Source organism: Marinobacter sp. L-80 (assembly GCF_056859395.1).
Window position 1 is genome coordinate 229,445 of the sequence record NZ_JBSXOI010000061.1, and the last position, 15,920, is coordinate 245,364.

Genomic DNA, 15,920 nt, shown 5'->3' on the forward strand with positions numbered 1-15,920 from the left:
ATTCACCGGCCACCCCGCAGCCCGCCCCTAGCCGGGCAGGCTACAACAAGAACCGATCAAATCAACTCGATGGCAACGGCAGTCCCCTCACCACCACCAATACACAGCGAAGCCACACCACGCTTCAGGCCACGCTGCTTCAGGGCATTGATCAGGGTAACGATAATCCGCGAACCGGAAGAACCGATCGGATGCCCCAGGGCACAGGCGCCACCGTGGACGTTCACCTTGTCAGCCGGGAGTTTCAGTTCGTTGATGGCCGCCAGGGTGACAACGGCGAAGGCTTCGTTGATCTCGAAGAGATCCACGTCGTCCACGCTCCAGCCGGCTTTCTTCAGCACCTTCTCGATGGAACCGATGGGCGCCAGGGTGAACTCAGCGGGCAGGCGTGCGTGAGTGGCGTGGGCCACGATGCGGGCCTGGGGTGTCAGGCCACGGGCGTCGGCTTCGGCGGCAGAAGCCAGTACCAGGGCGGAGGCACCGTCGCTGATGGAGCTGGAGTTGGCCGCAGTCACAGAACCGTCTTTGGCGAAGGCCGGCTTGAGGTGCGGGATTTTCTCCGGTTTGGCGTTGCCCGGTTGCTCGTCAGTGTCGACTTCGGTGTCGCCACCACGACCAGATACGGTGACCGGAACAATCTCGTCACGGAACCAGCCGTTTTCGATGGCCGCCAGGGATTTCTGCAGGGAGCCGATGGCAAATTCGTCCATGGCCTGACGGCTGATGTCGTATTTATCCGCGGTACGCTGGGCGAAGACACCCATCAGGCCGCCTTCGTAGGCATCTTCCAGACCATCCAGGAACATGCTGTCCATTACCTGACCGTGGCCCATGCGCATACCGGCGCGGGCCTTGGGCAGCAGGTACGGCGCCTGGCTCATGTTTTCCATGCCGCCGGCGATCATGATGTTGTTGGTACCGGCCTTGATCTGGTCATGGGCCATGATCACGGCCTGCATGCCGGAGCCGCACATCTTGTTGATGGTGGTGCAGCCGGAGCTGTCGGGAATGCCGGAAGCGCGTGAGGCCTGGCGCGCCGGGGCCTGGCCCAGGCCGGCGGGCAGCACGCAGCCCATGATGACTTCCTGGACATCCGCCGGCTGGAGGCCGGAGCGTTCAATGGCGGTCTTGATGGAGATAGCGCCCAGATCCGGCGAGCGCACGGAGCTGAGGGAGCCCATCATGCCACCCATGGGGGTTCTTGCTGAACCTGCGATTACCACATCATTGCTGTCCATTTTGTTGTCCTCCTGATTGGGTGGAGGGCCCGATCAGGGGCAGCCTTTCCGGGACACGCTGTGAATACGTCCCTGTACGCTTGACTGCAGCATCCATGCTGCAGACAGTCCCGGAAAGGCTGCCCCTGCTCGGACCCCGAGCATTCGAGTTGCCTTCCTCAGGCCTTGCCCAGTACCGACCGGGCAATAATTTCTTTCATGACTTCCGAAGTGCCGCCGTAAATGCGCTGCACCCGCGCGTCGATAAAGGCCCGGGAAATCGGGTATTCGGTGGTGTAACCGTAACCGCCAAACAGCTGCAGGCAACCATCGGCCACGCGGCACTGCATCTCGGTGGCGCTGTACTTGGCCATGGAGGCAGTTGGGGCATCCAGCTCGCCCAGATCGTACTGATCAATACACTGGTCCACGAATGCCTTGTTCACCCGGTAGTCGGTTTCCATGCGGGCGATTTCAAACCGGGTGTTTTGCAGTTGGGCCAGCTTCTGGCCGAACAGTTCCCGCTCCCGGGCATAGGCGATGGTCAGGTCGAGGGAGCCACGGGCGGCGGCAACACCAAGGGCACCAATCACCAGCCGCTCCCGGGGCAGCTCCTTCATCAGGTACACAAAACCCTGTCCTTCTTCGCCGAGAAGCGCGGAAGCCGGGATGCGCATGTCGGAGAAGAACAGCTCGGAGGTATCCCCGGAATGCTGGCCGATCTTGTCCAGGTTGCGGCCTTTGCTGAAGCCAGGCAGTGAGGTATCCACCAGGAACAGACTGATGCCCCGGGCGCCGGCCTTCGGATCGGTTTTCGCGGCGACGATGACCATATCAGCGTGCTGACCGTTGGTGATGAAGGTCTTGGAGCCGTTCAGGATGTACTCATCGCCATCTTTCACCGCGCTGGTGCGAATCGCCTGCAGGTCACTGCCTGCGCCGGGCTCGGTCATGGCAATGGCACCAACGGCTTCGCCGGAGACCAGCTTGGGAAGCCACTGCTGCCGCTGCTCTTCATTGCCCATGTGGCTCAGATAGGGAGCGACAATGTCCGAATGGACCATCACGTTGGTGGATAGCGCGCCGAATCCCATGCGGGCGAGTTCTTCACCCACCACCACGGAGAACTGGAAAGGCGCACCGATGCCACCCCACTCTTCGGGTACATCCACGCAGAGCATCCCGGCATTGCCCAGGGTGTTCCAGAGCTCGCGGGGAACCAGCCCGGATTTTTCCCAGGCTTCGTAGTGCGGCGTCACTTCTTTTTCCAGGACCTTGATCACGGAATCCCGGAACATCCCCAGTTCTTCTTTATCAACAGACACGGTCATGTATGTCTCCTGCAATTGAATGCTTCACTTGGGCGCCATGCGGAGCGCGCAGTCCAGACGAATCACTTCGCCGTTGAGAATCGGGTTGCGCACCATCTGGTCCACCATCATGCCGAATTCCTCCGGCTTGCCGAGACGCTTCGGGAACGGCAGCGTGGCTGCCAGGCTTTCCTGAACTTCATCGGGCATACCGGCCATCATGGGCGTCATGAACAGGCCTGGTGCAATCGTATTTACACGGATACCTTCGCGAGCCAGCTCACGGGCCGACTGCAGGGTTAGCGATACCACACCGCCCTTGGAGGCACTGTAGGCGGCCTGGCCAATCTGGCCCTCGTAGGCGGCCACCGAGGCGGTATTGATGATCACACCCCGTTCACCGTCAGCGTTGGGCTCACGCTGGGCCATATCCGCTGCCGCCAGGCGCAGAATGTTAAAGGTACCAATCAGATTGACCTGGACAACCTTGCTGAAGTTCTCCAGGGGCATCACGCCCTCGCGGCCCAGAATCTTCGAGGCCGTGGCAATACCGGCGCAGTTCACGGCAATACCACAGGGGCCATGGGCATCCCGGGCGGCATTAATGGCCGCTTCGGCGCTGTCCGGGGAACTGACATCGCATTTCAGGAAAATGCCGCCGATATCCGCGGCCACCTTTTCACCCTGTTCCTGCTGAAGGTCAAGAACCGCGACCTTGCAGCCGGCGGCGGCCAGTGCGCGAGCCGCACCCTCGCCCAGTCCTGAAGCACCGCCTGTTACAATGGCTGCCACATTTTTGAATTCCATCGTTCACTCCCCTTTTCAGGATTCTGTTTGTTAAAAATCGGACCCTAAAACTACTTTACGTTTACGTAAACTTTATCTAACCTAAGTCTAAAAAGGAAATCCCAATGGACATTAAAAAGACATACAGCATCAGTGAGCTCGCAAAAGAGTTCGACGTGACAACCCGGAGCATTCGTTTCTACGAAGACCAGGAGCTGCTCAGGCCCACACGGCGCGGGCAGACACGGATCTTCAGTTCAAAGGATCGAGTGCGTCTGAAGCTTATTCTCCGCGGCAAGCGAATGGGATTCTCCCTGGCGGAAACCAAAGAACTGTTCGACCTGTGGGACGAAACCCTCAGTGGCAATGAAAAACAGCTGCTGAAGATGCTGACCATCCTGGAAAACAAACGGGCTCAGCTGGAGCAGCAGAAAAACGACATTGCCCAGGCAGAGATGGAAATGGATACAGCCGAAGCCCGGTGCCGAGAAGCCCTGGCCGAGCTGCAGAAAAAAAAGAAACAGCAGGCCCCGGCAAAAGAAGAAGCCAGGCAGACCGCTGAAAACTAATGAATGACAGAAATCAAAGGTAGCCAACGATGAAATCACAGTACTCAGAGCTCAACTTCGGCCTCGGCGAAACCCTCGACATGCTCCGCGAGCAGGTCAACGGCTTTGCTGCTTCCGAAATCGCACCCCGCGCCGAGGAAATCGACCGCAACAACGAGTTCCCCATGGACCTGTGGCGGAAAATGGGCGACATGGGCCTGCTGGGTATCACCGTGAGCGAAGAATACGGCGGCTCCGACATGGGCTACCTGGCGCACGTCATCGCCATGGAAGAAATCAGCCGTGCTTCCGCCTCCGTTGGCCTTTCCTACGGTGCCCACTCCAACCTGTGTGTGAACCAGATTCACCGCAACGGCACCGAAGAACAGAAACAGAAATACCTGCCGAAACTCGTCAGCGGCGAGCACGTTGGCGCCCTGGCCATGTCCGAACCCAACGCCGGCTCCGACGTCATCTCCATGAAACTCAGCGCCAAAGACGCCGGTGACCACTACGTCCTCAACGGCAACAAAATGTGGATCACCAACGGCCCGGATGCGAACACCTACGTCATCTACGCCAAAACCGACACACAGGCCGGCTCCAAAGGCGTGACCGCCTTCATCGTAGAACGCGACGCCCCGGGCTTCAGCCGCCACCAGAAACTCGACAAACTCGGCATGCGCGGCTCCAACACCTGTGAGCTGGTGTTCGAAGACTGCAAAGTACCCAAGGAAAACGTCCTGGGTGGTGTTGGCAACGGCGCCAAAGTCCTCATGAGCGGCCTCGACTACGAGCGCCTGGTTCTCTCCGGCGGCCCGTTGGGCATCATGCAAGCCGCAATGGACGTGGTCGTACCTTACATCCGCGAGCGCAAGCAGTTCGGCCAGGCCATCGGTGAATTCGAACTGGTCCAGGGCAAAGTCGCCGACATGTACACCTGGATGAACACCGCCAAGTCCTACGTCTACATGGTTGCCATGTCCGCCGACCGCGGCGCGGAAACCACCCGTAAAGACGCCGCCGGCGCGATCCTCTACTCCGCCGAAATGGCCACAAAAATCGCCCTGGACGCCATCCAGCTGCTCGGCGGTAACGGTTACATCAACGAATACCCGACAGGCCGCCTGCTGCGGGACGCCAAGCTGTATGAGATCGGTGCCGGAACATCCGAGATCCGTCGGATGCTGATCGGTCGTGAGCTGTACCTGAACAAATAAAGCGCAGCTTGAAGCCAGAAGCCGTCCGTAGCCGGAAAAGCCGGGGACGGCTTGCACCCAAAGTACAACGAGGGACTGGCAGGGTGTCTTTCCGGGAATGTCGGCGGCCATGGATGGCCGACGTCAAGCGCACATGGATGTGCTCGTAGCGGTTCCCGGAAAGATGCCCTGCCAGTCCCGCCGCCCCGAACCTCGAGGCCCGAAAAAATGACAATACTGCAAAGCAAGATTAACCCCAGGTCCGAAGAGTTCCAGGCCAACCAGGAATCCATGGCCCAGGCCGTAGCCGACCTGCGCGACAAAGTTTCAACCATCCAGCAAGGCGGCGGCCCCTCCTACCAGGAGCGCCACATCGCCCGTGGCAAGCTGCTCCCCAGAGAGCGCATCAACCGCCTCCTGGACGACGGCTCCCCGTTCCTGGAAATCGGCCAGTTCGCCGCCTACAACGTCTACGATGAAGAAGTCCCCGCAGCAGGCGTGATCGCCGGCGTGGGCCGCGTCTCCGGCACCGAATGCATGATCATTGCAAACGACGCCACCGTAAAAGGCGGCAGCTACTACCCGCTGACCGTCAAGAAACACCTGCGAGCCCAGGAAATCGCCCTGCAGAACCGCCTGCCGTGCATCTACCTGGTCGACTCCGGCGGCGCCAACCTGCCCCGCCAGGACGAAGTCTTCCCGGATCGCGACCACTTCGGCCGCATCTTTTACAACCAGGCCCGCATGTCCGCCGACGACATCCCGCAGATCGCCGTCGTCATGGGCCTGTGCACCGCCGGTGGCGCCTACGTGCCCGCCATGGCCGACGAATCCATCATCGTCCGTAACCAGGGCACCATCTTCCTGGCTGGCCCGCCGCTGGTGAAAGCCGCCACCGGTGAAGTAGTGACCGCCGAAGACCTCGGTGGCGCCGACGTGCACTGTAAAATCTCCGGTGTTGCCGACCACTACGCCGAGAACGACGCACACGCCCTGGAAATCGCCCGGCGCAGCGTCTCCAACCTGAACCGTCGCAAGCCAACGGATGTGGAAATCCGCAAACCCAAGGCACCGCTGTACGACGCCGAGGAGATCTACGGCATCGTTGGCACCGACCTGCGCAAGCAGTTCGACGTGCGTGACGTCATCGCCCGCACCGTCGACGGTTCCGAGTTTGACGAATTCAAACGCTATTACGGCCAGACCCTGGTCACCGGCTTTGCCCATATCCACGGCTACCCGGTGGGCATCATCGCCAACAACGGCATCCTGTTCAGCGAAGCCGCCCAGAAAGGCGCCCACTTCGTTGAATTGTGCTGCCAGCGCAACATCCCGTTGCTGTTCCTGCAGAATATCACCGGGTTCATGGTTGGCCAGAAGTACGAATCCGAAGGCATCGCCAAGCACGGCGCCAAGATGGTTATGGCCGTGGCCTGTGCCAACGTACCCAAGATCACCGTACTGATCGGCGGCTCCTTTGGCGCGGGTAACTACGGCATGTGCGGCCGCGCCTACAGCCCCGATTTCCTGTGGATGTGGCCGAACGCCCGCATCTCGGTGATGGGCGGCGAACAGGCCGCCGGCGTTATGGCCACCGTTCGCCGTGAAGGCATGGAGCGCAAGGGCCAGGAATGGAGCGCCGAGGAAGAGGCGGAATTCAAGAAGCCGATCATCGACACTTACGAACACCAGGGCCACCCGTACTACGCCAGTGCCCGCCTCTGGGACGACGGCGTTATCGACCCGGCCCAGACCCGGGAAGTGGTTGCCCTGAGCCTGTCTGCCACCCTTAACCGACCCGCCAAGCCGACACGCTTTGGCGTGTTCCGGATGTAATCGGGGAGACTGACATGACAGACAACGAATCCGCAGTTCTGCTCAAACGTCGCGACGAAGGCATTGCCGAGGTGGTTCTAAACCGCCCTGACAAACGCAACGCCTTTGACGACGTGATCATCCAGCAGCTGATCAGCACCCTCACCGAGGTGAATGCCGACAACAGCGTGAAGATCGTTATCCTGCGCTCCGAAGGCAAGCACTTCTCCGCCGGGGCCGACCTTGGCTGGATGCGCCGCATGGCCGAGAACAGCCGCCAGGAAAACCTGGACGATTCCCGGGAACTGGCGCGGCTGATGAACGTACTCAACCATCTGGCCAAGCCGGTGATCGGACTGGTACAGGGCGCTGCCTTCGGCGGCGCGGTGGGCCTTGCCGCCTGCTGCGACATCGTCATTGCCACCGAAAAATCCAGCTTCTGCCTCAGCGAAGTGAAGCTCGGCCTGATTCCGGCGGTGATCAGCCCCTACGTGGTGCGCGCCATCGGCGAGCGCCAGGCCCGGCGGTATTTCATCTCCGCCGAAGTGTTCACGGCAAAGCAGGCCCAGGAATACGGCCTTGTACACATCGTCTGTGACGATGTCGACGCCATGGAAGCCCGCTGCAACGACATGCTCCAGCAACTGGCCATGAACGGGCCCGAGGCCATGAAAGCCGCCAAGGACCTGGTATTCGCCGTCAGCCACAAGCCCATCAACGACGACGTGATTGACGACACGGCACACCGCATCGCGGATATCCGGGTGGGTGAAGAAGGGCAGGAAGGGCTCAGCGCCTTCCTGAACAAGCGCAAGGCCAACTGGGTTCCGGAGGAAGAATAACAATGTTCAGCAAGATACTGATCGCCAACCGGGGCGAAATCGCCTGCCGGATCATACAAACCGCCCACCGCATGGGCATTCGCGTCGTCGCCGTCTATTCTGAGGCCGACGCCAATGCACGGCACGTGGCCATGGCCGACGAAGCCTTCCACATCGGCCCCGCGCCCAGCTCCGAGAGCTACCTGCGGGCTGAAAAGATCATTGAGATTGCCAAGAAGAGTGGCGCTCAGGCCGTTCACCCGGGCTACGGTTTCCTCTCTGAAAACACCGCATTCGCCGAAGCCTGTGAAGCCAACAACATTGTCTTCATTGGCCCGCCTTCCTCGGCCATTGCCGCCATGGGCTCCAAGTCTGCGGCCAAGGCCATCATGGAAAAGGCTGGCGTGCCGCTGGTGCCCGGTTACCACGGCGACGACCAGTCGGTTGAAACCCTGCGGGCCGAAGCCGAGAAATGCGGCTTCCCCTTGCTGCTCAAGGCTGTCGCCGGCGGCGGTGGCAAAGGCATGCGCGTCGTGAACAACATGGGCGAGTTTGACGATGCTCTGGCTGCTGCCAAGCGCGAAGCCCAGAACGCCTTCGGCAACCCCGACATGCTGATCGAACGTTACCTGACCCAGCCACGGCACGTGGAGATTCAGGTCTTCTGCGACAAGGATGGCAAGGGCGTTTACCTGGCAGAGCGTGACTGCTCCGTGCAGCGCCGCCACCAGAAAGTCCTGGAAGAAGCCCCGGCCCCCGGCCTGAGCGAAGACACCCGCAAGGCCATGGGTGAGGCCGCCGTGCGCGCCGCCCAGGCCATCAACTATGTAGGTGCCGGCACCGTTGAATTCCTTTACGACGTCGACGGTTCCTTCTTCTTCATGGAGATGAACACCCGCCTGCAGGTAGAGCACCCGGTGACCGAGATGGTTACCGGCCAGGATCTGGTGGAGTGGCAGCTGAAAGTGGCCTGGGGTGATGCCCTGCCGCTGGAACAGTCCCAGGTGAAAACCCGGGGCCACGCCCTGGAAGCGCGGATCTACGCCGAGGACCCGGACCAGGACTTCCTGCCGGCCACCGGCAACCTGCGTTACCTGAGCACCCCGGATGAAAGCGCCCACGTGCGCGTAGATACCGGTGTGACCGAAGGCGACGACATCAGCATCCACTACGACCCCATGATCGCCAAGCTGATCGTGTGGGACGAAACCCGCGACCAGGCCATCAACCGCATGGTCCAGGCCCTGGAGCATTACCGCATTGCCGGCGTGAAAACCAACATCCGGTTCCTGCACGCCCTGGCCGACGCCCAGCCGTTCCGGGAAGCAGACTTGACCACCGGGTTCATCGAGGATCACCGGGAACTGCTGTTCCCGAAGTCCAAACTGGATACCCACAAAGCCCTGGTACTGGCCGCCGGTTTTGTTCTGGAGCAGCGAAAATCCCGGGAAGTGGTCAGCACCGACCCCTGGTCACCGTTCGGCCGCCAGAACAGCTGGCGCATGAACTCAGAATACGCCCAGCCGCTGCAACTGCAGGTCGGTGACGAGATTCACGACCTGAAGGTACTGGAGCGTGATGACCGTTATCAGGTGTATGTGGGCGACAGCGTCTATAACCTCACCGCCCGCCTGGACGACGATTATCTGCAGGCGGTCATCAACGGCCACCGCATCAGCATCCACGGCAACCTGCACAACGACCAGTTGGTGCTGTTCTACGAAGGCGACACCTTCAACTGCACCGTGTACAAGGAAAGCTACGGCTTCGAGGAAATGGCCGGCGAAGGCAGCCTGGCCGCGCCCATGAACGGTGCCATCGTCGCCGTGCAGGCCAAAGTCGGCGACAAGGTCACCGCCGGCCAGAGCCTGGTGATCATGGAAGCCATGAAGATGGAGCACGCCATCAAGGCCCCGGCCGACGGCGTGGTCACCGAGATCTTCTTCGCCGAAGGCGACCAGGTTTCCGAAGGTGCTGAGCTAATTGCCATTGAGATGAATGACCCTGAAGCGAAACAAGAGGAGGCAGGCTGATGGCCTTTCCCAAACAGGTTCGCCTGGTTGAGATGAGCCCCCGGGACGGACTCCAGAACGAGCCCGGCCCGGTGATCGCCACCGCCATCAAGACCGGACTGATCGACCGCCTGGCAGACAGCGGCCTGAGCCACATCGAGGCCGCCAGCTTCGTGTCCCCGAAATGGGTGCCACAAATGGGCGACGCCGCCGAGGTGATGGCCGGCATCAATCGCAAGGCTGGCGTTCGCTACTCCGCCCTCACCCCGAACCTGAAAGGGTTTGAGGGGGCACTGGCAGCGAAGGTCGGCGAAGTGGCCGTCTTCGGCGCCGCGTCCGAATCCTTCACCAAAAAGAACATCAACTGCACCATCGCCGAAAGCCTTGAACGCTTTGCACCGGTAGTGGAAGAAGCCCGCAAGCACGGCATCCCCGTGCGCGGCTATGTTTCCACCGTGATGGGCTGCCCTTACGAAGGCGACATTGCTCCCGAGCAGGTCGCTGCCGTGGCCAAAGCCCTCTACAACATGGGCTGCCACGAAATCTCCCTGGGCGACACCATCGGCGTGGGCACACCCATCAAAGCCAAGCGCATGCTTGAAGCCGTCGCCGCCCATGTTCCCCTGGAAAAGCTGGCCGCCCACTTCCACGACACCTACGGCCAGGCCCTGGCCAACCTCTACGCGGTGTTGGAAGAAGGCATTGCGGTTATCGACGCCTCCGTCGCCGGCCTCGGCGGCTGCCCCTATGCCAAGGGCGCTTCCGGCAACGTCGCCACCGAAGACGTGCTATACCTGCTTAACGGCCTGGGTATAGAAACAGGTGTTGATCTCGAAAAATTAGTGGCAACCGGCGACTGGATCTGCGGCCAACTGAACCGTGCAAATGGCTCCAAAGTAGGACAGGCGCTAGGCGGTAACTGCCAATGATTAACGTGGTGAGCGGGTACGACTTCCCGGGACTGTCTGCAGCATGGATGCTGCAGGCAAGCGTACAGGGAGGTATTCACAGCGTGTCCCGGGAAGTCGTACCCGCTCGCCACTGCACCAAATCCTGAAGGCTAGGAGTCAGCAAGAATGAGTAATAAAAACGTAGTCGCCCTGGATCTCCCGATCCCGGAGATCAGCGACATGCCGGAAGACACCCGGAAGTACTTCCAGATCTGCCAGGAAAAGCTGGGCATGATTCCGAACGTACTCACCGCCTACAGCCAGAACCTTAAACAGCTGGAAGGCTTCACCCGCCTCTACAACGAACTCATGCTCGGTGAAGGGGAACTCTCCAAACTGGAGCGGGAAATGGTCGCCGTGGTGGTCTCCTCCGAGAACAAATGCTTCTATTGCCTGGTTGCTCACGGCGCCGCCGTGCGGGTCCTGAGCGGCGACTCCCAGCTGGGTGAGCACATGGTGATGAACTTCCGCAGCGCCAAGCTGGACAAGCGCCAGCGGGCCATGCTGGATTTTGCATCCCACCTTACCCGCTCGCCGGCCACCGTTACCGAAGACCACATCCAGGCCCTGCGGGATGCCGGTCTGAGCGACCGCGGCATCTGGGATCTCAGCAACCTGATCGGTTTCTACAACATGTCCAACCGCGTGGCGATTGCCAGCGATATGCAACCCAACCCCGAATATCACAGTCAGAGTCGCTAGCAGGTAAACCACCCTGCTCGCCCTCGAATACAAAAACAATGGAGGCAGAGATATGAGCAAGACTCTACCAAGTTATACAAGCGGAACCGCGGAAAAGCCCCTGCTGGGCATGACCATCGGCGAAATGCTAGACCGCACCGCCGCAAAATACCCGGACAACGAAGCCCTGGTGTGCCTGCACCAGGATATTCGCTGGACCTACAAAGAGTTTGTTGAAAAAGTTGACGAAGCCGCCCGGGCCTTTATGGCCATCGGCGTCAAACGCGGTGACCGCGTGGGCATCTGGTCCCCGAACCGCTACGAGTGGACGGTCACCCAGTTCGCCACCGCCAAGGTCGGCGCCATCCTGGTGAACATCAACCCGGCCTACGGCGTTCACGAACTGCAGTACGCCCTGAACCTGGCCGGCATCACCACCCTGGTAACCGCGGACAGCTTCAAAGCCTCCAACTATCGGGAAATGATCTACGAGCTGGCCCCGGAGCTGAAGCGCAGCGCCCCAGGCAAGCTCAAGGCGGACCACGTTCCGGAATTGCGGGCGGTGATCAATGTGCATGAAGACAAGCACGACGGCATGTGGACCTGGAACGAGTTCCTCGGCTTCTCAAGCGACGTATCCCAGGACGATCTGGTAAAGCGCCAGGGCGAACTGCAGTTCGATGATCCCATCAACATCCAGTTCACCTCCGGCACCACCGGTAACCCGAAAGGCACCACCCTCACCCACCACAACATCCTCAACAACGGGTACTTTGTGGGCGAGAGCCAGCTCCTGACAGAAAAAGACCGCCTGGTGATTCCGGTGCCCCTGTACCACTGCTTCGGCATGGTCATGGGCAACCTGGGCTGCATCACCCACGGATCCACCATGATCTACCCCGGCGAAGGTTTCGAGCCCAAGTCCGTCTTGCAGGCCGTGCACCAGGAGAAGGCCACCGCCCTGTACGGCGTGCCTACTATGTTCATCGCCGAACTGGCCGAGCCGGAGTTCGAGACCTACGACCTCTCCACCCTGCGCACCGGCATCATGGCTGGCTCCATTTGCCCGGCCGAGGTGATGAAGAAGGTTAACGGCAAGATGAACATGAAAGAGGTTCAGATTGCCTACGGCATGACCGAAACCAGCCCGGTTTCCACCCAGACCAGCTCACTGGACCCGTTCGAGAAGCAGGTGACCACCGTGGGCCGCACCCAGCCGCACCTGGAAACCAAGATTGTCGATCCAGGCACCGGCAACGTGGTTCCGCGCGGGGAGATCGGTGAACTTTGCACCCGTGGCTACAGCGTGATGCTGAAGTATTGGAACAACGAAGAGAAAACCCGCGAAGCCATCGACGATGCTGGCTGGATGCACACCGGTGACCTGGCCACCATGGACGAAGAGGGCTACATCCAGATCGTTGGCCGCATCAAGGACATGGTCATCCGCGGTGGTGAGAACATCTACCCGAAAGAAATCGAAGAGTTCCTCTACACCCACCCGGCCATCGAAGAAGTACAGGTAACCGGCATTCCCGATGACAAATACGGCGAAGAGCTGATTGCCTGGGTGAAGCTGGCTCCCGACGCGGCGCCGGTAACGGCCGAGGACCTGCAGGCCTTCTGCAAGGGCAAGATCGCTCACTTCAAGATCCCGAAGAACTACAAGTTCGTGGACGAATTCCCGATGACTGTCACCGGGAAGATCCAGAAGTTCAAGATGCGGGAGATCTCAATTGAGGAGATGGGGTTGAACAAGTAACTTCTCCTCGCTGCTTTGCGAAAACCTCAGACCCCGGCTTTGTCGGGGTTTGTTCTTCCTGGCGTACCGCCGATACCCAGAGCTTTCAGCGGTTCCTGCCGTTAATAAAAATCCATTCGTATTTTCTTTGCCGCTCGGCCTTCGCAGCATTTCTTGCTTTCTTTTGAGCCGGAGCATGGCCTTGATATACGCCGACTCAACTGGCCACCTTAGCTATTTTCTTCAGAGTTTCTTTGCTATCGCCAAACGTACATATCGCATCACAGTGCTTACGCAAGTCAGAGAATAAAATATAATGAATTTCGATATTATTGCCCTTGATCGCTGGCCGACTTAGCTGCAACTCCAATTCCTTTTCTCTGTTGTCAGGAATGATAAGAAACAGGGAGGAGGGATCTTCTGGAAATGAGAAGTACAAGTCGGTAAGCCGAAGTATCCCGGAATATATTGAAGTGCTTTTCTCAACCTCAAAAGCGCAAACAATTTTATTTGTGCCTTTCTCAAACCAAATCACGTCAATTAGCGCAATGGTGTTGTTTGTATCTTTATCAACACCTATATCAGGAAATCCTGGCAGACTTATAAATGAAAAACTAATGCCATCATGACATCTTGACCGATCATTTGAAGCGCTGATTACATCATACCCTAACGAGTGGCCAATTTTCAGGAGATGGTATTGCATTTCTGTATGCAGATCTTCCTCTTCTTTTTCATTTGTAACTTCTTTGTGTCGTTTTTTAAGCAGCCTTTCTATTTTTACCTTCTCATCATCAGAAAGAGCGCCCTCATCTCCAACCAAAAGCTTTTTTACGCCAATGTCAAACAGCAAGCCAGAAAATGCCCCGAGATCTCTGGAAAGCATGCCTCTGTACTGGCTGTTTTTTCCTATAATTATCTCCCGCATACGAAGGTATTCCTGCCACGAACCAAGCTTGATATTTTCCTTGAACAAGTGGTTAAACCCATTAACAATTGCAGTATTGAATGGAGGAATAATCTCAGGATGGAGGAAATACAGAATATTAACCACTGCAGGCCCGAGCCCTTTTATTTTTCTTTGATCAAGTCGAATTATTTCCCTTAATATCTGATCTTCCCTTGTAGCATTATAGCAGTTTTCAAGAAACTGGCCGAATATTACCTTATTTTCTTCATTCTCATAAATATCTGGAATGCGAAGCTTTGGTTTCCAGTAGAATGCATGTGACGCCCCAATAAATACCTGCTTTTGCTCGGTAATACAATTTAAGACAAACTCCAGGGACGAGCCTTTGTAATCGTTACCGAATTCTTTCGTCTTAATATCCAGTATTACTTTCTGAACCCCACGACGAATAGAGCGAAAGGCTTTCAAACGTTCATCGTTATTGATAAACCAGGTATTGAATACTGACTCTTTATCGCACTTATATTTTTCAAGCAAACCCTGTAATTCTATATTCATTATATGTTCCGTATTATTTATTACACATCAACAGGCAGCAGAAAACCCGTTTCCGGGCGGGGCTGTGCCCCATGCTGCCAGTCTTGAAGGTCAAGAGAAGCTTAAGGAGAGTCAGCGCTCACCAGCGAGGTCGCAATGCCGTTGCCCCTGAACTCCTCAATCAAGCCCCAGATTCTTTCGGGCTCCGCCAGATAAACCTGATGACCTGCTCCCGCGAGCCGCTCAAATCGTGCATTACTGAAAGCAGGCAGCAATGCAGCTACGTTTTCTATCGGCGCAGACATGTCGTTTTCGCCGTGAATGAGCAGTGTCCTTTTTTCCCCAACTGCCAAACCCAACCGCCATAGATCTGTTTTGACAAGAATTTCGTCAAGGGAATTGTAATAACTTACCCATGTGTGTTTTCGGGCATCTTCGAAAATATCCTGTGGGAGGTTTTTCGGCCGAAACCATTCTGTCAGGTAAAGAGGATGGAAGAAGCAAACGAATTCGAATCTCGAATCCACCGAAACCCGGTCCCACAATGATTGTTTCGCAAATCCGTTTCTGATTTCGTCTGCGTCGGCATAATTGGGAAGGCCGATGGCGGCAAGCCCGTCAAACCAGTCCGGGTGCCTTGCAACGAGTCCGATTGCCAGGATTGCACCCATCGAGTGCCCCATGACAAAGGATCCACCGGAATCAAAGCCCTCAATTCGCAGTACTTTTTCAATTGCCCCTAAATGCTGCTCGAGCGTGTAGGCGTCATTAGGCTTGGGTGAGTCACCGAAACCCAGCAGGTCGATGAGCAACAGCGACTGGGAATCAGGTACCTCGCCCAGCCCCTTTTTCCAATAATTCAAGGACCCCGTCAATCCGTGCAAAAGAACGATCTTATCGGGGCCACTTCCAATTCGTTCATAGTTAAGCCTCATCGTGTCCTGGTCATAGGGAGGCTCAAGAACGCCATCCAAATAACTCTGCAATCCGACTCCTGAAAAAATGAGCAGGATTACCGTAAGGACGATGTAAAGCGTGCGTTTAAGCATAATGATCATGAAGTCGCCCGACCTGATAATGGCATACCCAGTGAATAACGTTTGATACGCAAGCCTGTAAAGAAAACGAAGTAATTCCCGCCATTGCCAGGCTACCGGTTTTCAGCGTCATTCGCGACCAGCTTGTACGGCTCACCATCCTCGTTCTGAAGCTGGTAATCGTACGCCGCCTGGAGTCCGGTTCATCCTCGACTTCCTCCTCGGGCTCACGCTCAATGTAGCGCGGAGGAGGCGGGGGCGCTGCGTTCGAGGGCGTGACACGCGAAACGGGCGAGCCCGTAACTGATCGCGATCAGTGCCGCTCCCAAGAGTGCAAACACCGTGCTTGAGGGAAA

Annotated in this window: 13 protein-coding genes; 8 read left to right on the top strand and 5 right to left on the bottom strand. The window is 57.9% G+C overall.

Features of this window, described 5'->3' with window-relative positions; all coding sequences use genetic code 11:
• Positions 1-56 precede the first annotated feature (56 nt).
• The 3 genes from AC13E3_RS09725 to AC13E3_RS09735 form a co-directional block, all read right to left on the bottom strand.
• The gene (locus AC13E3_RS09725; protein ID WP_053114752.1) at positions 57-1,238 is read right to left on the bottom strand and encodes a thiolase family protein; all 1,182 of its coding nucleotides are present in this window, start codon (positions 1,236-1,238) and stop codon (positions 57-59) included.
• A 158-nt stretch (positions 1,239-1,396) separates the two neighbouring features.
• Positions 1,397-2,548: an acyl-CoA dehydrogenase family protein gene (locus AC13E3_RS09730; RefSeq protein ID WP_482901955.1), complete on the bottom strand. Its 1,152-nt coding sequence runs from the start codon at positions 2,546-2,548 to the stop codon at positions 1,397-1,399.
• A gap of 24 nt (positions 2,549-2,572) precedes the next feature.
• Positions 2,573-3,334 carry an SDR family NAD(P)-dependent oxidoreductase gene (locus AC13E3_RS09735; RefSeq protein ID WP_092031464.1) on the bottom strand — a complete coding sequence of 254 codons (762 nt, stop codon included), beginning with the start codon at positions 3,332-3,334 and terminating at the stop codon, positions 2,573-2,575.
• A 104-nt stretch (positions 3,335-3,438) separates the two neighbouring features.
• Here AC13E3_RS09735 and AC13E3_RS09740 point away from each other — a divergent pair, with 104 nt between their 5' ends.
• From AC13E3_RS09740 to AC13E3_RS09775, 8 genes are all read left to right on the top strand, one after another.
• A complete protein-coding gene (locus AC13E3_RS09740) occupies positions 3,439-3,882 on the top strand; it encodes a MerR family transcriptional regulator (RefSeq protein ID WP_092031461.1) in 444 nt (147 codons plus the stop codon).
• A gap of 29 nt (positions 3,883-3,911) precedes the next feature.
• On the top strand, positions 3,912-5,081 hold the full coding sequence (locus AC13E3_RS09745) for an isovaleryl-CoA dehydrogenase (protein WP_092031458.1): 1,170 nt from the start codon (positions 3,912-3,914) through the stop codon (positions 5,079-5,081).
• Between the two features lie 207 nt (positions 5,082-5,288).
• The gene (locus AC13E3_RS09750) at positions 5,289-6,896 is read left to right on the top strand and encodes a carboxyl transferase domain-containing protein (protein WP_008170608.1); all 1,608 of its coding nucleotides are present in this window, start codon (positions 5,289-5,291) and stop codon (positions 6,894-6,896) included.
• 14 nt (positions 6,897-6,910) lie between these two features.
• Entirely contained in the window at positions 6,911-7,717 is an 807-nt protein-coding gene (locus AC13E3_RS09755; protein ID WP_092031456.1) for an enoyl-CoA hydratase-related protein, read from the top strand.
• A 2-nt stretch (positions 7,718-7,719) separates the two neighbouring features.
• Positions 7,720-9,729, top strand: a complete 2,010-nt coding sequence (locus AC13E3_RS09760; RefSeq protein ID WP_092031454.1) for an acetyl/propionyl/methylcrotonyl-CoA carboxylase subunit alpha — start codon at positions 7,720-7,722, stop codon at positions 9,727-9,729.
• Positions 9,729-10,637: a hydroxymethylglutaryl-CoA lyase gene (locus AC13E3_RS09765; protein WP_092031451.1), complete on the top strand. Its 909-nt coding sequence runs from the start codon at positions 9,729-9,731 to the stop codon at positions 10,635-10,637. The genes AC13E3_RS09760 and AC13E3_RS09765 overlap by 1 nt, the downstream gene beginning before the upstream one ends.
• 147 nt (positions 10,638-10,784) lie before the next feature.
• A complete protein-coding gene (locus tag AC13E3_RS09770) occupies positions 10,785-11,360 on the top strand; it encodes a peroxidase-related enzyme (protein WP_092031449.1) in 576 nt (191 codons plus the stop codon).
• A gap of 52 nt (positions 11,361-11,412) precedes the next feature.
• Positions 11,413-13,101, top strand: coding sequence for an AMP-binding protein (locus AC13E3_RS09775; RefSeq protein ID WP_092031446.1), 1,689 nt, complete (start codon positions 11,413-11,415; stop codon positions 13,099-13,101).
• 196 nt (positions 13,102-13,297) lie between these two features.
• On the opposite strand, the gene AC13E3_RS09780 is transcribed toward AC13E3_RS09775, so the two are convergent.
• Together AC13E3_RS09780 and AC13E3_RS09785 are read right to left on the bottom strand one after the other, a co-directional pair.
• Complete coding sequence (locus AC13E3_RS09780) at positions 13,298-14,548, bottom strand: hypothetical protein (RefSeq protein ID WP_092031443.1); 1,251 nt, start codon at positions 14,546-14,548, stop codon at positions 13,298-13,300.
• 101 nt (positions 14,549-14,649) lie between these two features.
• Positions 14,650-15,585: an alpha/beta fold hydrolase gene (locus AC13E3_RS09785; protein ID WP_092031440.1), complete on the bottom strand. Its 936-nt coding sequence runs from the start codon at positions 15,583-15,585 to the stop codon at positions 14,650-14,652.
• Positions 15,586-15,920: the final 335 nt, after the last annotated feature.